Origin of the sequence: Marseilla massiliensis (assembly GCF_023336985.1) — a bacterium.
GTDB lineage: Bacteria > Bacteroidota > Bacteroidia > Bacteroidales > Bacteroidaceae > Prevotella > Prevotella intestinigallinarum.
On sequence record NZ_JAMBLP010000004.1, the window covers coordinates 57,307 to 83,317 of the forward strand.

Below are 26,011 nucleotides of genomic sequence, written 5' to 3' on the forward strand. Positions count from 1 at the left end.
GTTTTGCCTTTCAAAACAGGCCGTGCGGCAATGCTGTTTGGCCTGTTTCGCAGGGCGAAACGGCCCGTTGCGCCAATGGCCTGGCCTGCAGCGCTTTGCCTTCGCGGCAGGCACGCCCGGGCGGTTGCAAACATTTTTTACATCCATGCCGTTGCAGTTATCTGCCCTTGGCATCGTTTTTCCGTGGTTTTTTGCTTATCTTTGCATTTCGGTAGGCCGCGCCCGGAGTTCACCGGGCGTTCTCCCGCCTTTGTGTTTGTGCCTTTCGTGCATGTTCGCCTAAATCGTTGTGCCCTGTAGCCACGCCCCCTAAGTCACGTAGCAAGCATGGGATAAAACTTTTGTGAAGCAGATGAAGCATTTGGTTTGCGCATTTTTTATATTGGCTGCCGCCCTGTTTTCTTGTGGCAGGCCCGGCTATCCGCCCGGGCTTGTGGCAGCCGACAGTCTCAGCGAAGTGAGCCCCGACAGCGCTATGGTGGTGCTTGGCAGTGTTGAACGTGGGCTGAAGGCCATGGACGACGACGCGCTGTGGTACTACAGGCTGCTGCGGCTTAAGGTGCGCGGCAAGGCTTACGAGGCGTTTTCACGCGCCGACAGCGCCGAGGCCTTTGCCGTGCTCGACCACTACCGGCGACGTGGCGACCACCATCTGCTGCCCCAAGCCTATTATTATGCGGGCTGCGTGGTGCGCGACATTGGCAACGCGCCAATGGCCATCGACTTGTTTCAGCAGGGCATGGACGCCATGGCAGACACCACCGACCTGAAACTGAGGAGCATTCTCAACTTCCAGACCGGCTTCCTGCTGTTTGAACAAGGGGTGTATGCGCCCGCTGTGAATTATTTCAAAGAGTCGCTCAGGCTTGAACGGCTGCGCAAGGATACGGCCATGATGGCTTACTGCTACGAGAAACTGGCATATACTTATGAAGATGGCGGGGTGTGTGACAGTGCCTTGCATTATCATCGGTTAGCCATATTGTGTGCCAAGGATTCGCGTGACAGTGTATTATATAAACGTATGGTTGCTTCAATGGCTTCTTATTATGTCAAGTCGGGAATGTATGGGCAGGCTGACAGTTGTTTGGCTAAATACAGTCCTTATATTAAGGAGTTCGATAGGATACCATTTTACGGTATGAAGGCCATTGTATGTATGAACACCGGGCGTTATGATGAAGGCTATTCATATTGTAAAATGATGTTGGATGATGGCACTGTATTGTCTAAGCAGACTGCATGTCGCTTGCTAATACAGTATTATCTACGGCAAGGTGCAATTGAGAAAGTGTCAAAATATGTAACGTTGTTCTCTGAATATTCAGACTCTTTGGATAGACTGACGGCCAAAGAGGTCGTGTCTCGTATGAACGCAAGCTATAATTATAATATATATAAGATAGAGAATGCTGAGTTAAAAGCCGGAAAACTCAAGACATTTGCGGCCTTATGGACTCTCGGTCTTGCTGTAATGGGAGTTGTTTTGCTTTATGTCAGGCATTTAAAGGTGTCGCGTCGTAATAGCAGGGAACGCGAACTACGATGGATTTCTCTTCAGAAAGAAATGCAGGAGATAAGCGAAGCAAATATAAAACAAAAAGAGGAACAGATATACAAGCTTGCACTTGAACTCGAGGAAACCAAGGATCGCAATGCCGGGCAGTCAAAGTTGTTGATGCAACAGAAGGAAAAGTTGGAGATGCTTGTGTCTATGGCTCACCAAAAGCGGACAATTTGTGATACAATAAAAGAGCGTTTGGTCACGTCGAGTGTCTATTCTATGGTTCATGCGGCTGCAAAGGACGGGCGTGTTTTGTCGAAAAGTGACTGGATGGAGATAGACACATTCATCAATGAGCTTATTCCTAACTTTAGGAATGGATTATATTGTATAAGTGAAATAAGCGAGCAGGATTACAGGCTTTGTCTTTTGATACGTATCGGTGGGCTTGCTGGAAAGGATATGGCCATCTTGTTGGGGCGCACAGATGGCGCAGTTTCTAAGGCAAAAAGAAAATTGCAGGAGCGGTTTTTGGGCGATGACCATGATAAAACGACTTTTGAGGAGTTTGTAACTTCATTGTAATTGACTGTGTAGCAGGCTGGTTCGTTGGCTGAAAATGCGATTGAATTAAAATTGAAAGTGTGAATTCAATTTTAATTCAATCGCTTTTTTGTGATTTACGCATGCCATATCGTAATTTTGCAGCGTTGAAAATTATTAATCAATAGATTTGGATTGACATGAGACAAAAGACATTTTTTGCATTTGTTATTGCTGTTAGTTCTGTCATTAACTTAAATGCTGAGAGCATAGAAATGCAATCTGGTAGAATTAAACAATTTCCAGGCGGTCCTCATAGCGAGGCCCCTGAGGTGGATTATGATTGTGAGCTGTTGGTAATCAAGGCGGACACAACTTATAATTCTGCGCGTATTGTCGTAAAAAACAAATTCGGGCAAGTGTTATATGATGGTATCTTGGATATAAAAAAAACAGCCACAGGTCTTGTATGTGCCTGATTCTGACAAACGGAGTATTGAGATTTACTGCGGTAAGGAGGTATATTGGGGCGTCTTCGAGGAAGATTGACAAGAGAAACTTCTAAAGTTCGGCAACTTATTTAATCATACATTTTAGTTTAACTATTTAGTTTTTGTAATTATGAACAAGTGTTTTCGATATCATATTCAATGATGGTTCTGTCTCGCCGAAGCACTCGATGCAAGTGACAATTAGTAGTTCGTTGCGCTGTAAAAGAGCTCTTTTTACCGAATAAGGGCTAAAATGGCGATAGATTGAAACCTCTTTGATAGAGATATTGAGTATATTTGGCGAGCACATTGTGCAAGAGTCTTATGTTTAATCAATAAAAATGACAGGTTATGAGAATTAAAAAAGTCATTCTGTTGGCCTCATTGCTGTTGGCCTTGAGTAGTGTTGCGTATGCCCAAAAGGGCAAGTTGGAAGGCGGTGTCGACACCCGCATGTCGTTTTACGACGATGATTTGTCGTTAGTTGCTACCGGCGCACAGTTTGGTTATGGCTTCACCGACTGGTTCTCGGCAGGCTTGAGGCTTGAGAGTTCCGTGTCGATGTTCAAGACAGACGGCATTACCCTGGCCGACAAGAACGCCACGGCAGGCCTTTACACCAACTTCAATGTGCTTAAGTTTGACAGCAATGTGCTTTCGCTTTCGGCCTCGGGAGGCGCTTCGTTGAAAGGCAACGGATGGAAATACACCTATTATGACGGTCTTGTAAGGTTAGACCGCAAAGTCGGTTCGTGGAAGATTGGCTTAGGCCTTGGTGCCCGCTATTATGATTCGCGCAACGATTTCTCGGGCAACAAGCTCCGTTTCTACGTCATGTTCGGGGCGTCTTTTTCGTTCTGACGTGCCTGTTGCCTGAGCGGCGGCAGTCTTGCGGCCGTGTGGGCCGGGGCATAGTGCCTTGGCGGCATGTGGTTGCCGGTGCCCTCCGGGCGTGATGAAGAAAAGCGGGGCGCAAACTGCTGCGCAATGGTTTGGCTGCCATTGCCTGTTGCAGTTTGCGCCTCGCTTTTGTTGTGCGGGCCTGCGGCCGCCCCTTGGCCGTAGCCGGTGGCAGGCCGCAGGCTGCTTGCAGTCATTGTTCGGCCATAATCTGGGCGGCGTGGTCTTTCACCTTTATCTGCTTGGGGCCTATGATTCGTTCCACCGTGCCGTCTTCGCCAATGATGAACGTGGTGCGGAACGTGCCGAAATACTTGCGGCCGTACATGCTCTTTTCGCCCCATACGCCAAACTCCTCTACCAGTTTCTTGTCGGTGTCGGCTATGAGCGAGAACGGCAGTTCGTTCTTGGCGATGAACTTCTGGTGCGACTTCTCGTCGTCGACGCTCACTCCCACCACCTCATATCCTTGCTTGCGCAGCTCCGCATAGTTGTCTCTCAGGTTGCAAGCCTCGCTCGTGCAGCCCGACGTCATGTCCTTTGGGTAGAAGTATATCACCAGTTTGCGGCCGGCGTAGTCGCTCAGCCTCACCTCTTGTCCGTTTTCGTTGCGCCCCAGTATCTCGGGCGCCTTGTCTCCTATTTCCATGTTTCTTGATGTTGTTAAGTTTATTCCCGGCATCGCCGGCGGCAGCTTGGCGTGCCGCCAGGGCCTCCTTGCGTTGGCGGCTCCGTAGTGGCCGGTTGTCAATGCCGTGCCCGCCGATGCACTTGCAAATATACACCATTCCCGGCTTACGGGCAAGCCGGTGCCCGCTTTTTTTGCCATTGTGACCTAAAAAGCGTAACTTTGCACCATGAAACTTCAACAACGCGACAGGCAGATACTATCGATAGCCCTGCCTTCGATAGTGTCCAACATCACCGTGCCGCTGCTCGGGCTGGTCGATGTGGCCATCATGGGCCACGTGGGCAATGCCGTCTATATCGGCGCCATTGCCGTGGGGTCTATGATTTTCAACCTTGTCTACTGGATATTCGGATTCTTGCGCATGGGCACCAGCGGCATGACGTCGCAGGCCCTGGGCCGTCGCGACCTGCCGGAGGTGACGCTCCTGCTGGCCCGCTCGCTCGCGGTAGCCTTTGGCGTGGCCCTTGTGCTGCTGCTCTTGCGCGGCCCTTTGCTTGCGGCTATGCTCGCCCTGATAAAGCCCACGCCCGACGTGGCCCCTCTGGCGGCCCGTTATTTCCATATATGCGTGTGGGGCGCCCCCGCCATGCTCGGTCTCTACGGGCTCATCGGGTGGTTCATCGGCATGCAGAACACCCGCGCGCCCATGTTCATATCCATCATGCAGAACGTGGTAAACATAGCTGCGAGCCTCACGCTCGTGGTTTGGGGCGGCCTGAAACTTGAGGGTGTGGCCGCGGGCACGGTCATTGCCCAGTATGCCGGCTTCATCGTGGCGCTGTGCCTGCTGGCCCGCCACTATGGCAGGTTGCGCCGCCACTTCCGCCTCGGCGCCGTTCCCGACCGCCGCGCCATGGGCCGCTTCTTCACCGTCAACCGCGACATATTCCTCCGCACGCTCTGCCTTGTGGCCGTAAACCTGTATTTCACCTCGGCCGGGGCCAGGCAGGGAGCCGTTGTGCTGGCCGTCAACACGTTGCTGTTGCAGCTCTACCTGCTGTTCTCTTATGTGATGGACGGCTTTGCCTATGCCGGCGAGGCCGTTTGCGGACGATATTACGGGGCGCGCAACAGGGCCGCGTTCAGCGATACGCTGCGCCGCCTGTTTGTGTGGGGTGGGGCCATGGTGGTGCTGTTCACGGCCGTCTATGCCATCGGCGGCACCCCTTTTCTGCGCCTGCTCACGTCTGACGGCGACGTCATAGCCGCGTCGGCGGCCTATTTCCCTTGGGCCGTGGCCATACCGGCTGCCGGTGTTGCCGCCTTCGTATGGGACGGCGTGTTTGTCGGCATCACCGCCACGAGGGCCATGCTCGTGTCGCTTGCCGTGGCTGCGGCGTCGTTTTTCGGCGTCTACATGGCCTTTCACAGTGCCATGGGCAACCATGCTCTGTGGCTGGCCATGATTGTCTATCTGTTTATGCGCGGCCTCACGCAGACCGCCGTCTACGCTTTCTTCAAGCGTTGGCTGCGCCTCGACTTCTGAGCCGGCGCCGCCTTGGGCAGCCGTTTGGGCCGCCGCAGTCGCAGGATTATCTTGCCCGATGTTGCCTCCGCCACGGCGTCAGGGGCTGTGGCGGCAAATATGGCGGTTTTTGATGGGTTTGGCTAATCGCCACTATGCCAGGTGTTTACGTGCGCCGTGGCGCGCCTGCCGCGGCATCGTGGGCTGTGTGGGGGCCTGCCAGCGGGGCTTTTCGGTGATGTTTGGTGAGAAAATGGCTTGCCGGGCGGCCGCCGTTGCGTGCCAAAACGGCCTTTCCCGTCTGGCAAAACGGGCCGTTTTACAATGCCGTACGGCACATATCGCAGATTTCCGGCCACCGTTCGGCCCGTCACGAGGCATCCGTGCGTATTGCAATTCCTGTTTCGTCAAAACCGTTTTTCAATACTTTTTACCTCCCGGCCCGTCATGGTGGGCGGCCAGGGGCGGCTGTCGGGGCGTGCCGGCGCGCTGCCCCGGCAACAAAAAACGCATGATTTATTAGGTTCGTATGGTTTATTTCAGTATCTTTGCATAAGATAATCTGCGCTCGGGAATGTGCAAGCAAGCTTGCATTCCGCTCGCTTGCAGAGTCTGAAAAACAAGATAAACACCATCCGGGAGGCCGCATTCACTTGCACTCCCGCACTTATCGTCATTTAAAACAATACAGGCACCGCGCCAAGTAAACCGGCCCCGAACAGGGGGACACCCAGCCACGAGGCGCAACATGGGCCACTCAAAACAGCAGGTCATGAAGAAGTTAGCATTAAGCATAGTCGTTGCGTTGGCATTGCTGCCCGTGTCGATGTTCGGGCAGAGCTATTCGGCGCTGTGGAAGCAGGCCGACGAGGCAGCCGACAAGGATTTGCCAAAGACAAGAATAGGCATTTTGGAAAAGATAGAGGCCAAGGCCCGCGCCGAAAAGGCATACGGCCAGTTGCTCAAGGCCGGGCTGCTGAAGGCCCGGGTTGCGGCCGAGGTGGCCCCCGACTCGCTGCGCCCGGCCGTCGACAGGCTGGCTGCCCAATGCCACGGGGCCGACGACCCGGTGCTGAAGGCCGTTTGCGCCGCCGTGCTATACCGCATATACACCGCAAACCCGGATGTCGACGACTCGGCCTCCGTGCTGGCCGGCAGGTACAAGGCCATGGCCATGGCCGACGTGGGGGCCCTGGCGCGCACCAAGGCCGACGCTTTCAGCCCTATGGTGACAGAGGGATATAACGGCAAGATATTCGGCGACGACATGCTGAGCGTGGTAGGATACGAGGTGGGCGACTTCGGCGCGCTCTACAACCACTACCATGCCGCCGGCAACAGGCAGGCCGCATGCCTCGCCGCGCTGGGCATGATAAGGCAGCACAAGGGGCAGGCCGAGGTGTGCGTCAACAAGTCTGAATACATCAACTGGCTCGACTCGCTCACCCATGTCTACTCCGACCTCGACGTGGCCTGCGAGGCCGCCATCGAGAGATACCGCTACATGGAGGACTGCCCGGGCGTGACGGCAGAGCAGAAGATAAGCTACATACACTACGCTCTCGACAAATGGGGCGGCTGGCAGAACGCCGGCCAGTTGCGCAACGCCGAGCGCGAGCTCACCGCGCCGTGCTTCACTGTGCAGATGGCGAGCTCGGTGGTTGAGCCGGGCAAGGCGCAGACCATGGCGCTGAGCGGCCTGCGCAACGTCGGTTCGGTGCAGATGGCCGTCTACCGCACGGCCCTGCAGGGCGGCACCGACCTGAATCCCGCCAACGAAGACGACTACAAGAAAATGCGCGCCGGGCTGCAAGAGCTCAAGGACAAGGCGCAAGAGCACCGATACATAAGCCATCCCGACTATCAGTTCTTTGAAGACTCGATGGTGGTGCCGGGCCTGCCGGTCGGTGTCTACATGATTGAGGTGCGCACATCGCCCGCAACCGAGACCGTGAGATGGCTGTATTACGTCACCGACGTTTACTTGCTGAGCCACGGCCTGCCCGGCAACCGCACGCGCTATGTGGCCGTGAGCGCCACCACGGGGCAGCCGTTGCCCGGGGCACGCGTTAGGCTGGAGACCGAGGGCCGCTATGGCGGCAAGCCCGTGGCAGCCACGCTGACATGCAACGCCGACGGCGAAACAGTATATGCATACGGAAAGAGACAGCCAGCCATGGCCCGCGCGTTTACCGACACCGACAGGTACAGCCCCAATGCGTGGGCTTACAACGTGTTCTCTTACAGCTCACGCGACGGCCAGTCTGAGCAAACGCGCGTGTTCACCGACCGCAGCGTCTATCGCCCGGGGCAGACGGTGCACGCCTCGGCTGTGGTGTATGAGTCGGCAGGCGGCACCGACGCCAAGGCCAAGGCAGGCCGGCGGGTGAAGGCTTTGCTGCGCGACGCCAACTTCAAGGTGGTGTCTGAGAAAGAGATTGTGACCGATGGCTATGGCACTTGCGCCGCCGACTTCGTGCTGCCCGTGGGCACTCTCAACGGCAGTTTTACCGTTTTCGTGAACAACTCGTCGGCACGCATACGTGTTGAAGAGTATAAACGACCCACCTTCAAGGTTGAGTTCCCGAAGATAAACGAGAAGTATGCCGCGGGCGACACGCTCGTGGTGAGGGCCAAGGCCCTGAGCTTTGCCGGCGTTCCGGTGCAGGGCGCACAGGTGAAATATACCGTTAGGCGCCGCCGGTCGCTCTGGTGGCGGCCCGCGCCGGGCTTTTCGGCATCGTCGAAGGCTCTGCCCGGCATGGACGACACGGAGCTGTGGAGCGGCAATGCGGTAACCGGTGCCGACGGTTCGTTTGCCGTGACCATGCCGATGGTGCTGCCCGAGATGCCCAAGGGCATAAGCATGTTCTACAACATCGTGGCAACGGCCGACGTGACCGACGTGGGCGGCGAGACCCGCACGGGCGAAGTGAGCGTGCCAATAGGCACCAAGCCGACGGCCTTCAGCTGCGACCTGCCCGAAAAGGTGGTGGCCGACAGTTTCAAGACCGTGGTGTTCACGCTGCGCAATGCCGCCGGCGAGCCCATCAGCGCCGACGTGCGCTTCCGCATCGACGGTGGCGGCGAGTGGCTGTCGGGCAAGACCTCGGCCCCCTTGCCAGTGGGGCGGCGGCTTGCTTCGGGGCGCCACAGGCTCTTTGCAGTGTGCGAGACCGACACCATCGATACCGAGTTTGTGGCCTTCTCGCTCAACGACACGGTGCCGTGCATCAACAGCCGCAGCTGGTTTTATGCATCCGCCACTGAGTTCCCGGCCGACGGGCGGCCTGTGACGGTGCAGGTGGGCTCGTCAGACAGCACCGTGCATATAGTCTACTGCCTGGCGTCGGGCGACCGCATCATCGAGAGCGGGGCGGCAGACGTGACCAACAGGCTGGTAAACCGCAAGTTTGTGTATAAGGAAGAGTATGGCGACGGCCTGTTGCTGACATACGCCTGGGTGAAAAACGGGCAGTGCCACAAATACAGTGCCACCATCGCCAGGCCGGTGCCCGACCGCAGGCTCCGCATGGCATGGACAACGTTCCGCGACCGCCTGACCCCCGGCCAGAAGGAAGAGTGGCGGCTCAGCATAACCAACCCCGACGGAACGCCGGCCAAGGCTCAGCTCATGGCCACGCTCTACGACATGTCGCTCGACCAGGTGGTGCCCCATTCGTGGTCGCTCGACGTCAGTGAGTGGCTGTCGCTGCCCTATGCCGGATGGTTGTCCAGGCCGAGTATTGGCATTTATCAAAGTGCCGAGCAGTCGTGGAAACCGTTTGCTTTCCGCGAACTCGCGGTGAGCTCATTCGACAGTTCGGTGTTCCCCGTTTCTCTTCCCATGCTTTACGGTTATTCAAACATAATGATCAGGGGCACCCGTTCGGTAAAGCGCGCCCCGATGGCCATGGCCAAGGCCGCGCTCAACTCTGCCGAGGCGGCCGCCGACATGGCTGTCGAAGCCGAGCAGAGCGTGGCTCTGACAGGTGCCGTTCCGGCCCCGGAGGCGGCCTCAGGCGCCCCGGCCGGTGGCGGCGGGAGAGCGGCCGGGGTACAGGTGCGCGAGAATCTCAACGAGACCGCGTTCTTCTATCCGGCCCTCGAGGCCGACGCCGAGGGCGGGGTGACACTGAAGTTCACGCTGCCCGAGAGCCTCACAACATGGCGTTTCATCGGTGTGGCCCACACAAAAGACATGCTCACGGGCACCATCGGTGGCGAGGCCGTGGCCCGTAAAGACGTGATGGTGCAGCCCAACGTGCCGCGCTTTGTCCGCGTGGGCGACAAGGCACGCATCACCGCGCGCGTTATCAACACGTCGGAAAGGGGCGTTGGCGGAACGGCGCGCATGGAACTGATAGACCCCGAGACCGAGGCCGTGGTGCTGAGCCGCACGCAGAGCTTTGCCGTTGAGGCCGGGGCGACGGCAGCTGTGGCCTTCGACTGCAGCCCCGACGGCGCGCAGCCGCTGCTCGTATGCCGCATAACGGCATCCGGCAATGGCTTCAGCGATGGCGAGCAGCACTATCTGCCGGTGTTGCCCGACCGCGAGCGCGTCACCGTCACGGTGCCGTTCACCCAGCACGGGGCCGGCACCATGGCCGTGCGCATTGATACCATGTTCAGGAAAGGCGCCTCCGACCGCAAGCTGACAATAGAATATACCAACAATCCGGCATGGCTGATGGTGCAGGCATTGCCGTATGTGGGCACGCCGCGCGACGACAACGCCGTCGACCAGGCCGCCGCCTTCTATGCCAACGCCCTCGGCCGCAGCATGGCACTGCGCTCGCCGCGCGTCAAGACCGTCTTCGACAGCTGGCGAATGGAGCCCGCGGGGGCGCAGTCGCTGGCAAGCAGCCTTGCGAAAAACGCCGAACTGAAGGACATTGTGATGAGCGAGACACCCTGGGTGGCCGATGCCGACCGCGAGACGGAGCAGAAACAACGCCTCGCCGACTTCTTCGACGAGTCGCTGATGCAGAGCCGCATGGATGCCGCGGCGGGCAAGTTGCGTGCCCTGCAGAACCCCGACGGGTCGTGGAGCTGGTGGCCCGACATGCCCGGCAGCCTGAGCATGACCGTCGAGGTGGCCGAGATGCTCGTCCGCCTCGACAATATGGCAGGCCGGCAGGAGCTGTCTGCCGCGATGCTCAACAAGGCTTTCGGCTACATGGACAAGCGTTTTGTTGAGCAGGTGGCCGACATGAAGCGCGCCGAACGCGCTGGACGGCCACAGGCTTTCCCCGGTGGCGAGGCTCTGCGCTACCTATATCTCTGCGCCGTCGACGGCCGCAAGCACTCCGCTTCGGCCTCGGCCGCCGCCGATTACCTCGTGGCCCTGCTCCGGAAAGAGGCAAAAGGGCAGTCGATATACGACAAAGCTCTCACCGCCATCGTGCTTGCAAAGCGGGGCGACAGCCGCCTCGGCCGTGAGTATGTGCAGAGCCTGAAGGAATACACCGTGTTTACCGAAGAGGCCGGACGCTATTACGACACACCGCGCGCGGCCTATTCGTGGCGCGACTACCGCATACCGACACAGGTGGCGGCCATGGAAGCCATAGCCGCCATAACCCCGCAAGACAGCGCAACGCTCGACCAGATGCGCCGCTGGCTGCTGGGCCAGAAGCGCACACAGGCTTGGGATACGCCCATCAACAGCGTCAACGCCATCTACGCGTTCCTCGCCGGGGGCACTGAGCTGCTCGAATCGGGCGGGCGCACGGCCCTCGCCATCGACGGCAAGGCCATCGACGCGCCTCAGGCCACGGCCGGCCTGGGCTATGTGAAGACGGCCTTGCACAACCCCAAGGGCACGACGTTTACCGCAACAAAGACGTCTGGCGGCACGTCGTGGGGCGCAGTCTACGCCCAGTTCATGCAAGACGCATCCAAGGTGGCACCGTCTGCCTCGGGCATAAGCGTGAAGCGCGAGATTGTGGCCGACTCTGCCGGGCTGCATGTGGGCAGCCGCGTCAGGGTGCGCATAACCATCCGGGCCGACCGCGACCTCGACTTTGTGCACGTGGCCGACCGCCGCGCAGCCTGCATGGAGCCCGTGGGACAGCTCAGCGGCTACCGCAACGGCGCATACTGCTCGCCGAAGGACAATGCTACCAACTATTACTTTGACCGCATGAGCAAGGGCACGCACGTGGTGGAGACCGAGTATTACATTGACCGCGCGGGCCGTTACGAGACCGGAACGTGCACCGCCGGCTGTGCCTATGCCCCCGAGTACCGCGCCACGGCGCCGTCGGTGGCAATAGAAGTGAAAGAATGAACATTACGATTCTGCCGCGACCAGGGCGGCAGATGCTTCAAAATAAAATATGGACAAGAGAATATTGCTGGCAGCGCTGGTGGCCATGGCCTCATTGCAGGCCGGAGCCCAGCGCCTGACCGTAGAGAAAGAGACTGTCGACTGCGGCAGCGTGGCTTACGACGCCCCCGTTACCGCAGTGTTCGAGCTGCGCAACAAGGGCGCACGCAAGTTGAAGATTAACGACGTAAGGGTGAGTTGCGGATGCATAGGCGTAGACTATCCCAAGGGCGAGGTGGGCGGAGGCGACCGCTTCAAGGTTCGCCTTACATACGACGCCCGCCAGCTTGGCCACTTTGAAAAGACGGCCGCCATCTACAGCAACGGCTCAAAGAAACCCGTATACCTCACGATGAGGGGAGTGGTGCTTGCCGAGGTAGAAGACTACACGGGCAGCTACCCCTATGAGTTCGGCGACCTCAGGGCCGACAAAAACGTGTTGGAGTTTGACGACGTGAACAAGGGCGACACGCCGGAGCTTGAGATTTACATACGCAACACGGGGACGAAGACGCTCCAGCCAAACATAATGCACCTGCCGTCTTACCTCTCGGCCGCCGTAACACCCGAGAAGTTGCGCCCCGGCCACGCCGGCCGCATCAGCGTGTCGCTCAATTCGGAGAAGCTGCGCGACTACGGCCTTACGCAGACATCGGTCTACCTGGCCAACATGCCCGGCGAGGAAGTGAGCCCGGAAAAGGAAATCACCGTGTCGTCGGTGTTGCTGCCGGGCTTCGACGGCATGACCGCCGAGGTGAAGAAGTTTGCGCCCAAGATGGAAATGTCGGCCGACTCGATAGTGTTCGACTTCGAAGGCAAGAGCCGGAAGAAGGGCGAGATAAAGATAACCAACGCCGGCCGCTCGACGTTGAAGATAGGTTCGCTGCAGATGTTCACCGCAGGCCTGCGCGTCACGTTGGGCAAGCGGGAGCTCGACGCGGGCGAGTCGACAGAACTGAAGGTGACGGCCTACCGCGATGAACTGTCGAAAGTGCATTCGCGGCCGCGCATACTTATGATAACCAACGACCCCGACAGGCCGAAGGTAGTAGTGAAAATTAAAACCAAGTGAGCTATGCAACACCCCGAAAACAATGCAGAATACAAGGGGCTGACCGTCAACAGCGGTGTAGAGCAGCCTTCTATAGTGAACCCATACCTCAAGCGCTTCCGCCGCAGGCACCGCGAACTGTCGGTGAGCGAGATGGTTGAAGGCATACTGAAAGGCGATGTCACCGTGCTGAGCCAGGCGGTGACGCTCGTCGAGAGCGTCAACCCCGACCACGTGGGCAAGGCCCAGGAGGTGATAGACAAGTGCCTGCCATACAGCGGCAGGTCTGTGAGGGTGGGCATAAGCGGAGTGCCCGGAGCAGGCAAGTCTACGTCGATAGACCAGTTTGGCGTCCATGTGCTTGGCGAACATGGCGGCAAGCTGGCCGTGTTGGCCATCGACCCGAGTTCCGAACGGTCGAAGGGCAGCATACTCGGCGACAAGACCCGCATGGAAAAACTGGCCCAGCACCCCGACTCGTTCATACGCCCCAGCCCCACGGCAGGCTCGCTCGGCGGGGTGGCCCGCAAGACTCGGGAGACCATCATACTGTGCGAGTCGGCCGGATTCGACAAGATCTTTGTCGAGACGGTGGGAGTGGGGCAGAGCGAAACGGCCTGCCACTCGATGGTCGACTTCTTCCTGCTCATACAGCTTGCCGGCACCGGCGATGAGCTTCAGGGCATAAAGCGCGGCATAATGGAGATAAGCGACGGCATAGTCATCAACAAATGCGATGGCGAAAACGTGGACAAGTGCCACCTCGCCGCCCGTAACTTCCGCAACGCGCTGCATTTCTTCCCCAAGCCCGAGAGCGGATGGACGCCGCAGGTGATGTGTTACAGCGGCTTCTATGGCACGGGCATAAAGGAGATATGGGACATGGTGTACCGCTATGTCGACTTTGTCAAGGCCAATGGATACTTCGACCATCGCCGCAACGAGCAGAGCAAGTACTGGATGTACGAGACTATCAACGAGCACCTGCGCAGCAGTTTCTACAACAGCAGGCTCATACAGCAGCGGCTGGCCGACGCCGAGAGGATGGTGCTGGCCGGAGGCAAGACCAGCTTCGCGGCCGCAGGCGAGCTTCTCGATGCCTATTTTGCCGAGATGAAGAAATGACACATCCCCCTGTCTCCTGCCGTTGAGGCATGGCGGCTGGGGGATGTAGCATTGTGCCCCGGGTGGCGAAAAAACTTTACCATGCCATTCATGTGCGCCCACAAGGGCCATGCTGACGGCCGAAACGGCCCGTTCTGCCCTGCCGGACGGCATGTTTGGCGGTGCCGGACGGCCCGTTTTGCAACGTAAAATGTGCCGTATCGCAAAGCGTTGGCACTGAGGTGGTTGCGCGCCTTGCCCACGACGGTAAGCAAACTTTACACATGTGCCGAGTCACGGGCATGGCTTAGCCTGTGCGGCACACATTGTTTTACAACCAAAACAACATAAGACAAGTGCAGATAGAAATAGACAATGGCAGCGGATTTTGCTTCGGCGTGACCACTGCCATAAAGAAAGCCGAGGAAGAACTGGCCGGTGGCAAGACGCTCTATTGCCTCGGCGACATAGTACACAACGGCATGGAGTGCGAGCGGTTGCGCCGGATGGGCCTCGTGACCATCAATCACGAAGACCTGCGCAGGCTGCGCAACGCCAAGGTATTGCTGCGCGCCCACGGCGAACCGCCCGAGACCTACGAGCTGGCGCGGCGCAACAACATCGAGATAATAGACGCCACATGCCCTGTGGTGCTGCAGCTGCAGCGCAGGATAAAGCGGCAGTTTGACGCCAACCCCGACGCGCAGATTGTGATATTCGGCAAGAACGGCCACGCCGAGGTGCTTGGGCTGGTGGGGCAGACAGAGAGCAAGGCCATAGTGATAGAGGCTTTCGACGATGTGGTGAAGCTCGACTTCAACCGCGACATATACCTTTATTCGCAGACAACAAAGTCGCTCGACGAGTTCCATCGCATCATAGACTACATCCAGGGGCACATATCGCCATCGGCAACGTTCCGCAGCTTTGACACGATATGCCGGCAGGTGGCCAACCGAATGCCCAACGTGAGCGCATTTGCCGCCCGGCATGACCTCATACTGTTTGTCTGCGGGCATAAGAGCAGCAACGGCAAGGTGCTCTTCAACGAGTGCCTGAGGGTTAACCCCAACAGCCATCTCGTGGAAGGGCCGGGCGAAATCGACCCGCGATGGCTGCAGGGCGTGGACACGGTGGGCATCTGCGGGGCCACGAGCACGCCCAAGTGGCTGATGGAGCAGTGCCGCGACGCGTTGGTCAAAGGCTGTGACATGAAAACCATTACTAACATAAACGACCAATGAAGAAGACTTTACTGACAGCCGTCATGGCGGCGGCAGCCCTCGCCGGCGCCGCGCAGGACAGCAAGATGGACGAGTTTGTGAGCTCGCTCATGCAGAAAATGACCATTGAAGAAAAGATTGGGCAGCTCACTTTGCAGGTGGCCGGCGACATAACCACCGGCTCTGTGCAGTCGTCGCCCGTCACGGAACGCATTGCCGCGGGCCGGATGGGAGGTGTGTTCAATGTGAAAGGGGCGGGCAAGATACGCCAGTTGCAGGACATTGCCGTCAAGCAGACGCGACTGGGCATACCTTTGCTCGTGGGCATGGACGTGGTGCATGGCTACGAGACCATCTTCCCCATACCGCTGGCGATGTCGTGCAGCTGGGACACCCTGGCCATAGAGCGCTCTGCGCGCATAGCCGCCAAGGAGGCAAGTGCCGACGGCATCAACTGGACTTACAGCCCGATGGTAGACATCAGCATGGATGCGCGCTGGGGACGCGTGGCCGAAGGCAGCGGCGAAGACCCGTATCTCGGCTCGTGCATAGCCCGGGCCATGGTGAGGGGCTATCAGGGCGACTATTCGGGCAAGGCCGACATAATGGCTTGCGTCAAGCATTTCGCGCTCTACGGGGCCGTCGAGGCGGGCAAGGACTACAACACCGTGGACATGAGCCGCATGCGAATGTACAACCGTTATTTCCCTCCCTACCGCGCGGCTGTTGACGCCGGGGCTGGCAGCTTCATGACTTCGTTCAACCTTGTCGACGGCATTCCGGCCACGGGCAACCGCTGGCTGCTCACCGATGTGTTGCGGAAGCAGTGGGGATTCGACGGTTTTGTGGTCACCGACTATGAGTCTCTGATGGAGATGACGCGCCATGGGGTGGGCGACCTCGCCTCGGTCTCGGTGCAGGCGCTGAAGGCCGGCACCGACATGGAGATGTGTTCGGAGGGCTTTTACAAGACGTTGGGGCAGTCGTTGAAGGATGGGCGCGTTTCAACCGACGACATCGACCGGGCCTGCCGGCGCGTGCTTGAGGCCAAGTATAAGCTGGGCCTTTTTGCCGACCCGTACAAGTATTGCGACGAAAGCCGCCACGCCACCGATGTGTATACGGCCGAGAACCGCGCCGAGGCACGCGAGCTGGCTGCCAAGACGTTTGTTCTGCTTAAGAACGAGGGCGGCCTGCTGCCACTGAAGAAGCAGGGAAAGATAGCGCTGATAGGCCCGCTGGCCGACAACGCCGCCAACCTGTGCGGTACGTGGTGCGTGGCCTACACCCCGGAGCGCTACTCCACGCTGCGCCAAGGGCTCGAGCGGGCTGTCGGCGGCAAGGCCACGGTGCTGTATGCGCAGGGGTGCAACCTTACGCGCGATGCCGCATTGCAGAAAGCCGCCGAGTTTGGCAGGACGATACCTCGTGGCGACGACGAGGCCATGAAGGCCGAGGCACTGCGTGTGGCGGCCGGGGCCGACGTGATAGTGTGCGCCATGGGCGAGTGCTCCGACATGACGGGAGAGAGCTCCAGCCGCGTAGACCTCGAGCTGCCCGACGTGCAGCGCGAGCTGTTGGCAGAGCTGCTGAAGCTCGGCAAGCCCGTGGTGCTGCTCAACTTCTCGGGCCGCCCCACTGTGATGACATGGGAGCAGGCCCGTGTGCCGGCCATCATGAACGTGTGGTTCGGAGGCTCCGAGGCTGCCGACGCCATCTGCGACGTGCTCTTTGGCGACCGTGTCCCGTCGGGAAAGCTCACCATGACCATGCCGCAGGCGGTAGGGCAGATACCTCTCTACTACAATCACATGAACACGGGGCGCCCTGTTCCCGAGGGCATAAAGTCGTACCGCAAGTACCAGAGCAACTATCTCGATGTGCGCAACGACCCGCTATATCCCTTTGGCTACGGCTTGAGCTACACCACGTTTAAGTATTCCGAGCCCCGGCTCAGCGCCGACAGCATGGCCGTAGACGGTTCGGTGAAGGTGAGTGTCGACGTTACGAATACGGGAGAGCGAGATGCCGACGAGGTAGTACAGTTGTACATACGCGACCTTGTGGCAAAGATAAGCCGTCCGGTGAAGGAACTCAAGGGGTTCAGTCGGGTGCACATCAAGGCCGGTGAGACCCGTACGGTTGAGTTTACTATCGTGCCCGACATGCTAAAATACTACGACAGCGAGCTCAACTATGGCCTCGACGCGGGCGAGTTTACCGTAATGACCGGGCCAGACAGCCGCCGGGTGAAGGGTTGCAAGCTCACCGTCTATTGATCGGAGGGCAGTGCCTTCAGCCTGTCGGGGCAGCATCTGTTGTGGCAGGAAAAACATAGTGGCGGGCGCAAAGACATTGCGCCCGCCACTTCTGTGTGCATGTTTCATGCCGGATTGCCTCATGCCTGCAGGCCGTGAGGGTGGCCCGGCGTTACGCTTTTTGCTTAATCGGCCTGCTTTTGGCACGCCTCGCGGAAGCGCTCCAGCAGCCATTGTTTCTGCTCGGCTATCGTCATGTGGCTGTTGTCAAGCTCTATGGCGTCGTCGGCCTTGCGCAATGGCGACACATCGCGGTGCGAATCGATGTAGTCGCGCTCCTTTACGTTGCGCAGAATGTCGTCGAAATCGGCGTCCATGCCTTTCGATTTCAGCTCGTCGAAGCGCCTTTGGGCCCTCACTTCGGCCGAGGCGGTGACGTAAATCTTCAGCTCTGCGTCGGGGAATACGGTTGTTCCGATGTCGCGCCCGTCCATTACCACTCCCTTGTCGCGGCCCATTGCCTGCTGCAGGGCCACCATGGCCGACCGCACAAAGGGCAGGGCGGCCACCGGGCTAACATGGTCTGACACTTCCATCGAGCGGATTTTGTCTTCCACCCTTTCACCGTTGAGGTATGTGTCGGGCCGCCCCGTGGCCTCATTCAGCCTGAATGAGATGCCGATGTCGCCCATCTTGCGCCTCAGGGCATCGGCGTCGATGCCCCCATCGGGCAAGAACATGTTGTTTTCGAGCGCATACAGCGTCACGGCACGGTACATTGCGCCGGTGTCTACGTATACGTAACCCACCTCGCGGGCCAAGTCTTTGGCCATCGTACTCTTTCCGCAAGACGAAAATCCGTCGATGGCTATCGTGATCTTCTTCATAAATTAAAGTGTATAAGTGGCGTTGAAGTTTAGTGACGCGGTTGAGACGTGGTACTTGCCGTAGGCCACATTCAGCTTGAAACGCTCCAGTTGGAGGCCTGCCCCGAACGAGAACCCTGCCCCGTGGCTGCTGCTTCCCTCCGCGTCATCGATGCTCATCTCGTCCGCTCTGCGGAAGTTGTAGCCCCCGGCGACGTAGATGCTGCTCGAAAGGAGCACGTCGACGCCCACCACGAAGTGGCTCGCGAAATCGCCGTGCCAGTCGTTCAGCCTTGTCATGGTGGCCGAAAGCCGTAGCGGGGCCTTGCCCAGTTGCTTGCTGATGCCGGCCTGCAGGTCGAACGGTATCTTCTCGAAGTCATCGTTGTATGCCTTGATCTGCCCGCCGAGGTTGCGTGCCACGGCCGACAGCGACAGCCCCTTGTCCTCGTCGTAGTAATTGATTCCGAGGTCCACTCCCACGGCGAGCGAGTTGTATCCGGCGATGCTTGAGGTGATGAACTTGCCCGATACGCCTCCGGCCAGCCTGTCGTTGAATATGTAGGCGAACGCTCCGCCCAGCACGATGTCCTTTGCCGAGAATGTGCCCGTCTCGATGTTGTCGGCCGTCACCTCCCTCATCTTGCCGTAGTCCATGTACTGTGCGGTGACGGCCCATGTGCCTCGCTCGCGCCATGCCCTTGTAAACGATGCGCTGGCCGTGTTGCTTCCCTCCATGTAAGTCATGTAGTTGAGGTTTATCGACATGTCGGTCACAGCCGTAATCAGCGCCGGGTTGTGGAAAATAAGGGTAGGGTCGTCTTCCACTATCGTTATGTTGTCGCCACCGAGGGCAGCCACGTGCGCGCTTACCGGCAGCCGCAGGAAGTTGTAATCCGTTTGGCTTTCCTGCGCTTGCGTTCCTGTTGCAATGGTAATGCAAAGCAATGCAAAAACAACTTTTTTCATTTCTTTAAACGATTTTGTCGGCAAAGTTACGCCTTTTTTCAAATATCTGAGCTATTTTTGTAGCTGCAAATGATGGCGCCACTGTTTTATAACGTGAAACAACGGCGAATATTATACTGTAGATGGAGATAAAGAAGACAAAGGCGGCCGATTTAGAGTCGGGCAGGATGACGTGGTTTCTGCTCGGACTGATATTTATCTTGGCTGTCTTTTTTGTTGTCTTTGAGTATAATGAGAGTGGGCCGGCACCCGAAGAGGCCGACGAAGACATGCTCGACGACCTGCCCGAGAAAGACGACGGGTTGGTGCCTATGATGCTTCCGCACACCACCCTGCGTGTGGTGCAGCCCACAGAGGTTCACCACGAGGCCCCGACAAAGACCCGGTTGGTGGACAACGACAAGGCCATGCGCGACAGCGAGACCCTTGCCGAGATAGCCATGGCTGTGCAGTCAGACCACGCCATGGTGCCGATAAGCGACGAGCCGAAGCCCAGCGTAGACGACCCCACGTCGCCGCCGTCGGAACTTATGGACGACAAGCCGCTCGACTTCCGCGTCGTAGAGAGCCTGCCCCAGTTTCCGGGCGGTGCCGTCGAGTTTATGAAATGGCTCACGCGCAACCTGCGTTACCCCCTTGCTGCCGAGCGGCAGAAGATAGAAGGGCGCGTGGTAGTGCAGTTCGTGGTTGAGCGCGACGGCTCCATCACCGGTCTCAAGGTGGTGCAGCCGGCCCATCCATACCTCGACCGCGAGGCCATGAGGGTGATGAACACCATGCCGAAATGGACTGCCGGCATGCAGAACGACAGGCCCTGCCGCACGATGGTGTGCATCCCGGTAGTGTTCAAGCTGTAGGCGGCAGCGCGCCGAGGCCCGTGCGGCAGCCTTGGCCGATTGTGCAGCCATTGTGCCGCCATCGTTAGTGAAATCAAAAAAAACGAAAAGATATGTTTACATCAAACGAACTGCTCAGCAAGGTTAACGACTTCATCGCTAACCTGAGCTATGACCGCAAGCCGGAGAGCATCTACGCTCCTATCAAGTATGTACTTTCCATAGGTGGCAAGCGCATCCGCCCGGTGCTGATGCTCCTGTCGTACAATCTCTACAAAGACAATCCGGAGAGCATACTCATGCAGGCTTGTGCGTTGGAGACATACCACAACTACACCCTTTTGCACGATGACCTGATGGACAACGCCGACGTACGCAGGGGCATGCCCACCGTTCACCGCAAGTGGGATGCCAACACGGCCATTCTCTCGGGCGACTCCATGCTTGTGCTGGCATACCAGCGCATGGCCCAGTGCGCCCCCTCGAAGCTGAAGCCCGTGCTCGACCTGTTTACGGAGACGGCCCTGGAGATAGGCGAGGGGCAGCAGTATGACATGGACTTCGAGCGGCGTACCGATGTGACCGAGGCCGAGTATATAGAGATGATACGCCTGAAGACGAGCGTGCTTCTGGCCTGTGCCATGAAGACTGGCGCCATACTTGCCGATGCGCCGGCAGCCGACGCCGACCGCCTTTATCAGTTTGGCGAGCAGATAGGGCTGGCCTTCCAGCTGCAAGACGACCTGCTCGACGTCTACGGCGACCCCGCTGTGTTCGGCAAGGCCATCGGCGGCGACATTGTGTCGAACAAGAAGACATACATGCTCATCAATGCCTACCAGCTGGCCGGGCCGTCGCAGCGCTCGGAACTGATGCGCTGGATTACCGCCGTCGATTTTGACAGGGCCGAAAAGGTGGCCGCCGTGACCAGGATTTACGACGAACTGGGCATCAGGGGCCTGTGCGAGGCACGCATAAACCAGTATTTCGACCGTGCCAGCGAATACCTTGCAGCCGTCGGAGTGGACGATGCGCGCAAGGAACAGCTGCGGCGTTTCGCCCAGGAAATGATGCACCGCGAGGTCTGACCCCAATCCCTTGCCACAGGCGTGACGCCGTTAGGGGGCCATGGACGTGGCAGGCGAAAGCCGGCCGTGGCCATGGCCGTTGCCTGACGTGGCTCCGGCAGCCATGCCCGACACTCATTCTTACAGCCAACAACAAACAAACAGATAGCCCAATGCCCTACAGAAGATTGCCAAAGACCGACGCCGCAAGGCTCAAGGCACTGAAGACCGTGCTCGACTGCAACGACATTTACACGGTTAGAAACCGCATTGTCGACTGGCAGGTGCTCAATCGCTGCCGCCCTGCATACGACAGACTGCTAACCGCTTGCGAGCAGTACAGGGTGTGCATGATGGCACAGAAGCGCAAGACGGGGCAGATGGAGAAACTGCAGCGCAACGCCGCCATGTTTCTGAGCCATTTCATACAGGTGCTGTTCCTGGCCATGGAGCGGGGCGAGATAAAGCCGCGCTACAAGCAACTCTACGGCTTTGCCGAGAGCGACGCGGCCGTGCCAAGCCTGAAGTCGGCCGAGAGCTTGCTGGAGTGGGGGCAGAAGGTGGTCGACGGCGAGCGCGAGCGGCTGCGTGGCGGAGGGCTGCCCATATACAACCCGACCATTGGCAAGGTGGCAACACACATCGACATATTCCGCGATGCCTACAACGAGCAGCGGCTGCGGCAGCGGCATACGGCTGCAGCGTTGGCCGCCGTGCAGCGGCTCAGGCCCGAGGTCGACGCCGTGCTGCTCGACTTGTGGAACCAGATCGAGGCCTATTTCGCCTCCGAGCCACCCGAAGTGCGCTATGCCGAGTGCCGCAAGCTGGGGGTGGTTTACTATTACCGTCGGAAGGAACCCCATCTGTATTGATGCATACTCGGGGCGGAGGCATGCCGGCATCGGCTGCTTGCCATGGCTGCATGTGGCTGAACAAATGATTACAATGCAGGCGTGGCGGCGCCACGGGGGCCGTCCGGGCGCGCGATTCGGGCCGTTTGGCAACCCCATACGGGCCGTTTGGCGCCGCAATGTAGGCCGTTTTGCACGGCCGAATGGCATTGGTGGGCAAGTGACTGGGGCACAGGTGTTTATGCAGATGTGCATTTTCGCTCGCCCAAATGCGAAATATCGTTACATACAAAGGATGCCGGAGGTTTCCGTAACCGCAGTCAACGGTTGCAGCCCGGCCGCCCCGGCCGCGCTCCCGTAGCCGCATTGCCACCGTGCGGGCGGCATGCAGCCATGCCGTTAATATTGAAACATCATTTTAAAAGAATATTTTTTATGCATTTCATAGACACACACGCCCATCTTGACGGTGCCGAGTTCGACGCCGACCGCGACGAAGTGGTAGGCCGCGCCCGCGCTGCGGGTGTATCGCATGTGCTCATACCGGCCATCGACCTGCCCTCGGTGGGCACCGTCCTTGCCACGTGCGACCGCTATCCGGGCTTTGCCCATCCAATGATAGGGCTCCACCCCGAGGAGGTGAATGGCGGTTACAGGGAGGTGCTGGCCAGCCTTCGCCGGCAGCTCTCGCCCCGATTCGTGGCCATTGGCGAGGTGGGACTCGACTATTATTGGAGCCGTGAGTTTGAGAAAGAGCAACTCGAGGCTTTCGAAGAGCAGGTGAGATGGTCGGTAGAGACACGCTTGCCGCTAATGATTCATTGCCGCAAGGCCCAGAACGAGATGGTGGCCATGCTCCGCCGATATGAGGCCGACCTGCCCGGAGGCGTGTTCCATTGCTTCACGGGCAACGAGCGCGAGGCCGCCGAGCTGTTGCGCTTCGAGCGCTTTGCCCTCGGCATAGGCGGCGTGCTGACGTTCAAGAAGTCGCACCTGCCCGAGGTATTGCCCCACGTGCCCATCGACCGCATAGTGCTCGAGACCGACTCACCATACATGGCGCCCGTGCCCATGCGCGGAAAGCGCAACGAGAGCGCCTATGTGAGCTACGTATTGGCCAAGGCTGCAGAGTGTTATGGCGTTTCGGAAGATGAGCTTGCCGAAGCAACCAACGCCACGGTGAGCCGTATCTTCGGCCCTCTTGACGTGAAATCATTGGTTAAAGAAACATAAAAGGGCTGTGCGCGTTGCGGGAAATAGACATAAATGGCTTAAATTTGCACCGCAAAACGCAAGGAGAGGTGCTCGAGTGGCTTAAGAGGCACGCCTGGAAAGCGTGTAGACGCCAAAAGCGTCACGGGGGTTCGAATCCCCCTCTCTCCGCTGAACAATACTAATTCGTTCTTCCACGCTTATGAAGAAGTTAATTGCCTTGTGCGCAATTAGTGCCCTGATTGCTTATAGCCCGGTGGCTATGGCGCAGGTTACCCCCAATAAAGACACTGCCGCTATTGCTGTCGGAGCACCGGCATCGGCTGTTGTCAGCGACTCGTCGGCAGCAGAGTTGGTCAGCGACTCCGCGTTGGCCGACGCCGATGTGGAGGAGGTCGTGCCCGAAGAGGGCGGCGGGCTGCACAAGGAGCTTAAGGTGAAGTTTATCGAAGGCAGTGCCGGGTTTATGTCGCTGGTGGCCCTTGCCCTTGTCATTGGCCTTGCCTTTTGCATAGAGCGCATCATCTACCTGACGCTCTCGGAAATCAATGCCAAGCGTTTCATGGAGGATGTTGGCGGGCGTGTCGAGGCCGGCGACATCGAGGGGGCCAAAGACCTGTGCCGCGCCACGCGCGGCCCCGTGGCTTCCATCTGCTACCAGGGCCTTACGCGCATCAGCGAGTCGATAGACAACATCGAGCGGTCGATAGTTTCTTACGGGTCGGTGCAGGCCGCCAACCTCGAGAAAGGCTGCTCGTGGATAACGCTGTTCATCTCGATGGCGCCGTCGCTCGGGTTCCTTGGTACCGTCATCGGTATGGTGATGGCTTTCGAGCAGATACGCCTTGCGGGCGACATCAACGCCACCATCGTGGCCGCAGGCATGAAGGTGGCCCTCCTGACAACCATCTTCGGCATCATAGTTGCGCTCATCCTTCAGATATTTTACAACTACATATTGTCGAAGATAGAGCATATCACGTCGCAGATGGAGGAATCTTCGATTACCCTTCTGGACACAATAATGAAGTATAAGTTGGCTGGCAATGGGCAAGACGGTGAAAAGAATGCATAAGGGGCTGTCGGCCGACAGGGTGTCGGGCCGTGTCCTGGCCCTGCTCATAGCCTTGTCTGCGCTGGTGTTCGGCGCATTCTTCCTCGTGGGCTACGACATGCCATACGTGGCCGACACCAATTTCAACGCCCCGTTGCTCACCGACGTGCTCCTGGTCTACACCTATGTGCTGTGTGGCGTGGCCGTGGCCGTGGCCGTGGTTGCAATGGTCAGGGGCATAACAGTGCACGGGGGCAGCCGCTATGAGACCCACGGCGTGCCAGCCGGACGCATATCACTGGGAGTTGCCTTGCTGCTCGTGGCCACCTTGGGAGTTACGTTTGCCATGGGCTCGGCGGAGCCGGTGAGGGTCAACGGCAAGTGGTTTGCCGAGGCCGGATGGCTCAAGCTCACCGACATGTTCATCAATACGTCGATAGTGCTCGGCCTTGTGGCCGTGGCAGTGGTGGCATACGGTGTGTCGGGGCTTAACCGGCGGATGAACAGGAAAGACCGGTAGGAGGTGGCCATGCTTAGGGAAAGGAAAAAGACTCACCGTGTTCCGGAACTGAACACCACGTCGACAGCCGACATATCGTTCATGTTGCTTACCTTCTTTCTTGTCACAACGTCGATGGAGACCGACAGGGGCATCACTCAGCAACTGCCGCCCATGCCGCAGGAAAAGGAGCAGGCTGTGGCCGAGGTCAAGCGGCGCAATGTGCTGCTGGTGGCATTGGACGATGCCGACCGCATCACCTGCAACGGCAAGGAGGTGAGCGCCGACGGGCTGAAGGCCAAGGTCATGGAGTTCGTAGACAACGAAAGCGACAGCAAAGACCTGCCCGAAAAGGTGTGGCGCGACATCCCTCTGCTTGGGCGTTGCGCTGTCACAGCCAACCATCAGATATTCATCAAGGCCGACCGGGCGTCGACCTACAATGCTTATTTCGCTGTTCAGCAGGCCGTGATGGCTGCTTACAACGCGCTGCGCGACCGCTTGGCGACGCGCCGCTTTGGCCATCCGTATGCCGAATGCAACGACGAGGAGCAGCAAGCCGTGTGCGAATACTATCCATTGCGGCTGTCGGAGGGCGACCTCGAGGTGGAAGGAGGTGGCAAATGAGCCGTTTCCGCACGTCACACCACGAGGTGCCGGGGCTCAATACGGCCTCGCTGCCCGACTTGATATTCACCGTCTTGTTCTTTTTCATGATAGTGACGCATATCCGCCAGGCACAACTGAAGGTGGAATACCGTACACCGCAAGGTACAGAACTGGTGAGGCTGGCCAAGAAGTCGGCCACTACATACATCTACATAGGCCGCCCGGTGAAGGGACAGGGGCATTCGGATGGTTCGCCGATGCGCATTCAGCTCAACGACAAGTACGGCGACATCGACGATATAGCCGAGTACATAGCCAAGGAGCGCTCACGCATGGCCCCGGAAGACGCGGCCAACATGACCGTCAGCATAATGGCAGACCGCGATACGCCCATGGGCGTAATTGAAGACGTAAAGCGAGCCTTGCGTTCGGCGCACGCCCTGAAAGTGGTTTATTCAGCCAATACCGACGAAAAACACTGATATTT

20 protein-coding genes and 1 tRNA gene are annotated in these 26,011 nt (G+C 58.4%); 18 read left to right on the forward strand and 3 right to left on the reverse strand.

Features of this window, described 5'->3' with window-relative positions; translation table 11 throughout:
• Positions 1-343 precede the first annotated feature (343 nt).
• From M3089_RS04370 to M3089_RS04380, 3 genes are all read left to right on the forward strand, one after another.
• Positions 344-2,089, forward strand: coding sequence for a hypothetical protein (locus M3089_RS04370; protein ID WP_249081932.1), 1,746 nt, complete (start codon positions 344-346; stop codon positions 2,087-2,089).
• A gap of 158 nt (positions 2,090-2,247) precedes the next feature.
• Complete coding sequence (locus M3089_RS04375; protein WP_249081933.1) at positions 2,248-2,526, forward strand: hypothetical protein; 279 nt, start codon at positions 2,248-2,250, stop codon at positions 2,524-2,526.
• 363 nt (positions 2,527-2,889) lie between these two features.
• Complete coding sequence (locus tag M3089_RS04380) at positions 2,890-3,399, forward strand: hypothetical protein (RefSeq protein WP_249081934.1); 510 nt, start codon at positions 2,890-2,892, stop codon at positions 3,397-3,399.
• A gap of 232 nt (positions 3,400-3,631) precedes the next feature.
• Here the strand turns inward: M3089_RS04380 and bcp are convergent, their stop codons facing one another.
• The gene (gene bcp / locus M3089_RS04385; RefSeq protein ID WP_249081935.1) at positions 3,632-4,087 is read right to left on the reverse strand and encodes a thioredoxin-dependent thiol peroxidase; all 456 of its coding nucleotides are present in this window, start codon (positions 4,085-4,087) and stop codon (positions 3,632-3,634) included.
• A 208-nt stretch (positions 4,088-4,295) separates the two neighbouring features.
• Here bcp and M3089_RS04390 point away from each other — a divergent pair, with 208 nt between their 5' ends.
• From M3089_RS04390 to bglX, 6 genes are all read left to right on the forward strand, one after another.
• Positions 4,296-5,615, forward strand: coding sequence for an MATE family efflux transporter (locus tag M3089_RS04390; RefSeq protein WP_249081937.1), 1,320 nt, complete (start codon positions 4,296-4,298; stop codon positions 5,613-5,615).
• 751 nt (positions 5,616-6,366) lie between these two features.
• Entirely contained in the window at positions 6,367-11,886 is a 5,520-nt protein-coding gene (locus tag M3089_RS04395) for an alpha-2-macroglobulin family protein (RefSeq protein ID WP_249081939.1), read from the forward strand.
• A gap of 49 nt (positions 11,887-11,935) precedes the next feature.
• On the forward strand, positions 11,936-12,997 hold the full coding sequence (locus M3089_RS04400; RefSeq protein WP_249081940.1) for a DUF1573 domain-containing protein: 1,062 nt from the start codon (positions 11,936-11,938) through the stop codon (positions 12,995-12,997).
• 3 nt (positions 12,998-13,000) lie between these two features.
• The gene (gene meaB, locus M3089_RS04405) at positions 13,001-14,101 is read left to right on the forward strand and encodes a methylmalonyl Co-A mutase-associated GTPase MeaB (protein ID WP_249081942.1); all 1,101 of its coding nucleotides are present in this window, start codon (positions 13,001-13,003) and stop codon (positions 14,099-14,101) included.
• Positions 14,102-14,436: 335 nt separating this feature from the next.
• Positions 14,437-15,324: a 4-hydroxy-3-methylbut-2-enyl diphosphate reductase gene (locus M3089_RS04410; RefSeq protein WP_249081944.1), complete on the forward strand. Its 888-nt coding sequence runs from the start codon at positions 14,437-14,439 to the stop codon at positions 15,322-15,324.
• A complete protein-coding gene (gene bglX / locus M3089_RS04415) occupies positions 15,321-17,582 on the forward strand; it encodes a beta-glucosidase BglX (protein ID WP_249081946.1) in 2,262 nt (753 codons plus the stop codon). Before M3089_RS04410 ends, bglX begins: the two co-directional genes overlap by 4 nt.
• Positions 17,583-17,746: 164 nt before the next feature.
• On the opposite strand, the gene cmk is transcribed toward bglX, so the two are convergent.
• Together cmk and porQ are read right to left on the reverse strand one after the other, a co-directional pair.
• Positions 17,747-18,448, reverse strand: a complete 702-nt coding sequence (gene cmk, locus M3089_RS04420) for a (d)CMP kinase (protein ID WP_249081947.1) — start codon at positions 18,446-18,448, stop codon at positions 17,747-17,749.
• Between the two features lie 3 nt (positions 18,449-18,451).
• A complete protein-coding gene (porQ, locus tag M3089_RS04425; RefSeq protein WP_249081948.1) occupies positions 18,452-19,396 on the reverse strand; it encodes a type IX secretion system protein PorQ in 945 nt (314 codons plus the stop codon).
• A 122-nt stretch (positions 19,397-19,518) separates the two neighbouring features.
• Between porQ and M3089_RS04430 the strand changes: the two genes are divergently transcribed.
• The 9 genes from M3089_RS04430 (at position 19,519) to M3089_RS04470 (ending at position 26,006) form a co-directional block, all read left to right on the forward strand.
• Positions 19,519-20,253 carry an energy transducer TonB gene (locus tag M3089_RS04430; protein WP_249081949.1) on the forward strand — a complete coding sequence of 245 codons (735 nt, stop codon included), beginning with the start codon at positions 19,519-19,521 and terminating at the stop codon, positions 20,251-20,253.
• A gap of 92 nt (positions 20,254-20,345) precedes the next feature.
• Entirely contained in the window at positions 20,346-21,320 is a 975-nt protein-coding gene (locus tag M3089_RS04435; RefSeq protein ID WP_205108527.1) for a polyprenyl synthetase family protein, read from the forward strand.
• Between the two features lie 152 nt (positions 21,321-21,472).
• Complete coding sequence (locus M3089_RS04440; protein WP_205108529.1) at positions 21,473-22,171, forward strand: hypothetical protein; 699 nt, start codon at positions 21,473-21,475, stop codon at positions 22,169-22,171.
• A 414-nt stretch (positions 22,172-22,585) separates the two neighbouring features.
• On the forward strand, positions 22,586-23,383 hold the full coding sequence (locus tag M3089_RS04445) for a TatD family hydrolase (protein WP_249081950.1): 798 nt from the start codon (positions 22,586-22,588) through the stop codon (positions 23,381-23,383).
• A 62-nt stretch (positions 23,384-23,445) separates the two neighbouring features.
• Positions 23,446-23,533 (forward strand) — tRNA-Ser (locus M3089_RS04450).
• A gap of 31 nt (positions 23,534-23,564) precedes the next feature.
• A complete protein-coding gene (locus M3089_RS04455) occupies positions 23,565-24,437 on the forward strand; it encodes a MotA/TolQ/ExbB proton channel family protein (RefSeq protein WP_249081951.1) in 873 nt (290 codons plus the stop codon).
• On the forward strand, positions 24,421-24,936 hold the full coding sequence (locus M3089_RS04460) for a hypothetical protein (RefSeq protein ID WP_249081952.1): 516 nt from the start codon (positions 24,421-24,423) through the stop codon (positions 24,934-24,936). The genes M3089_RS04455 and M3089_RS04460 overlap by 17 nt, the downstream gene beginning before the upstream one ends.
• 9 nt (positions 24,937-24,945) lie before the next feature.
• A complete protein-coding gene (locus M3089_RS04465; protein ID WP_249081953.1) occupies positions 24,946-25,542 on the forward strand; it encodes an ExbD/TolR family protein in 597 nt (198 codons plus the stop codon).
• On the forward strand, positions 25,539-26,006 hold the full coding sequence (locus M3089_RS04470) for an ExbD/TolR family protein (protein ID WP_249081954.1): 468 nt from the start codon (positions 25,539-25,541) through the stop codon (positions 26,004-26,006). The genes M3089_RS04465 and M3089_RS04470 overlap by 4 nt, the downstream gene beginning before the upstream one ends.
• Positions 26,007-26,011: the final 5 nt, after the last annotated feature.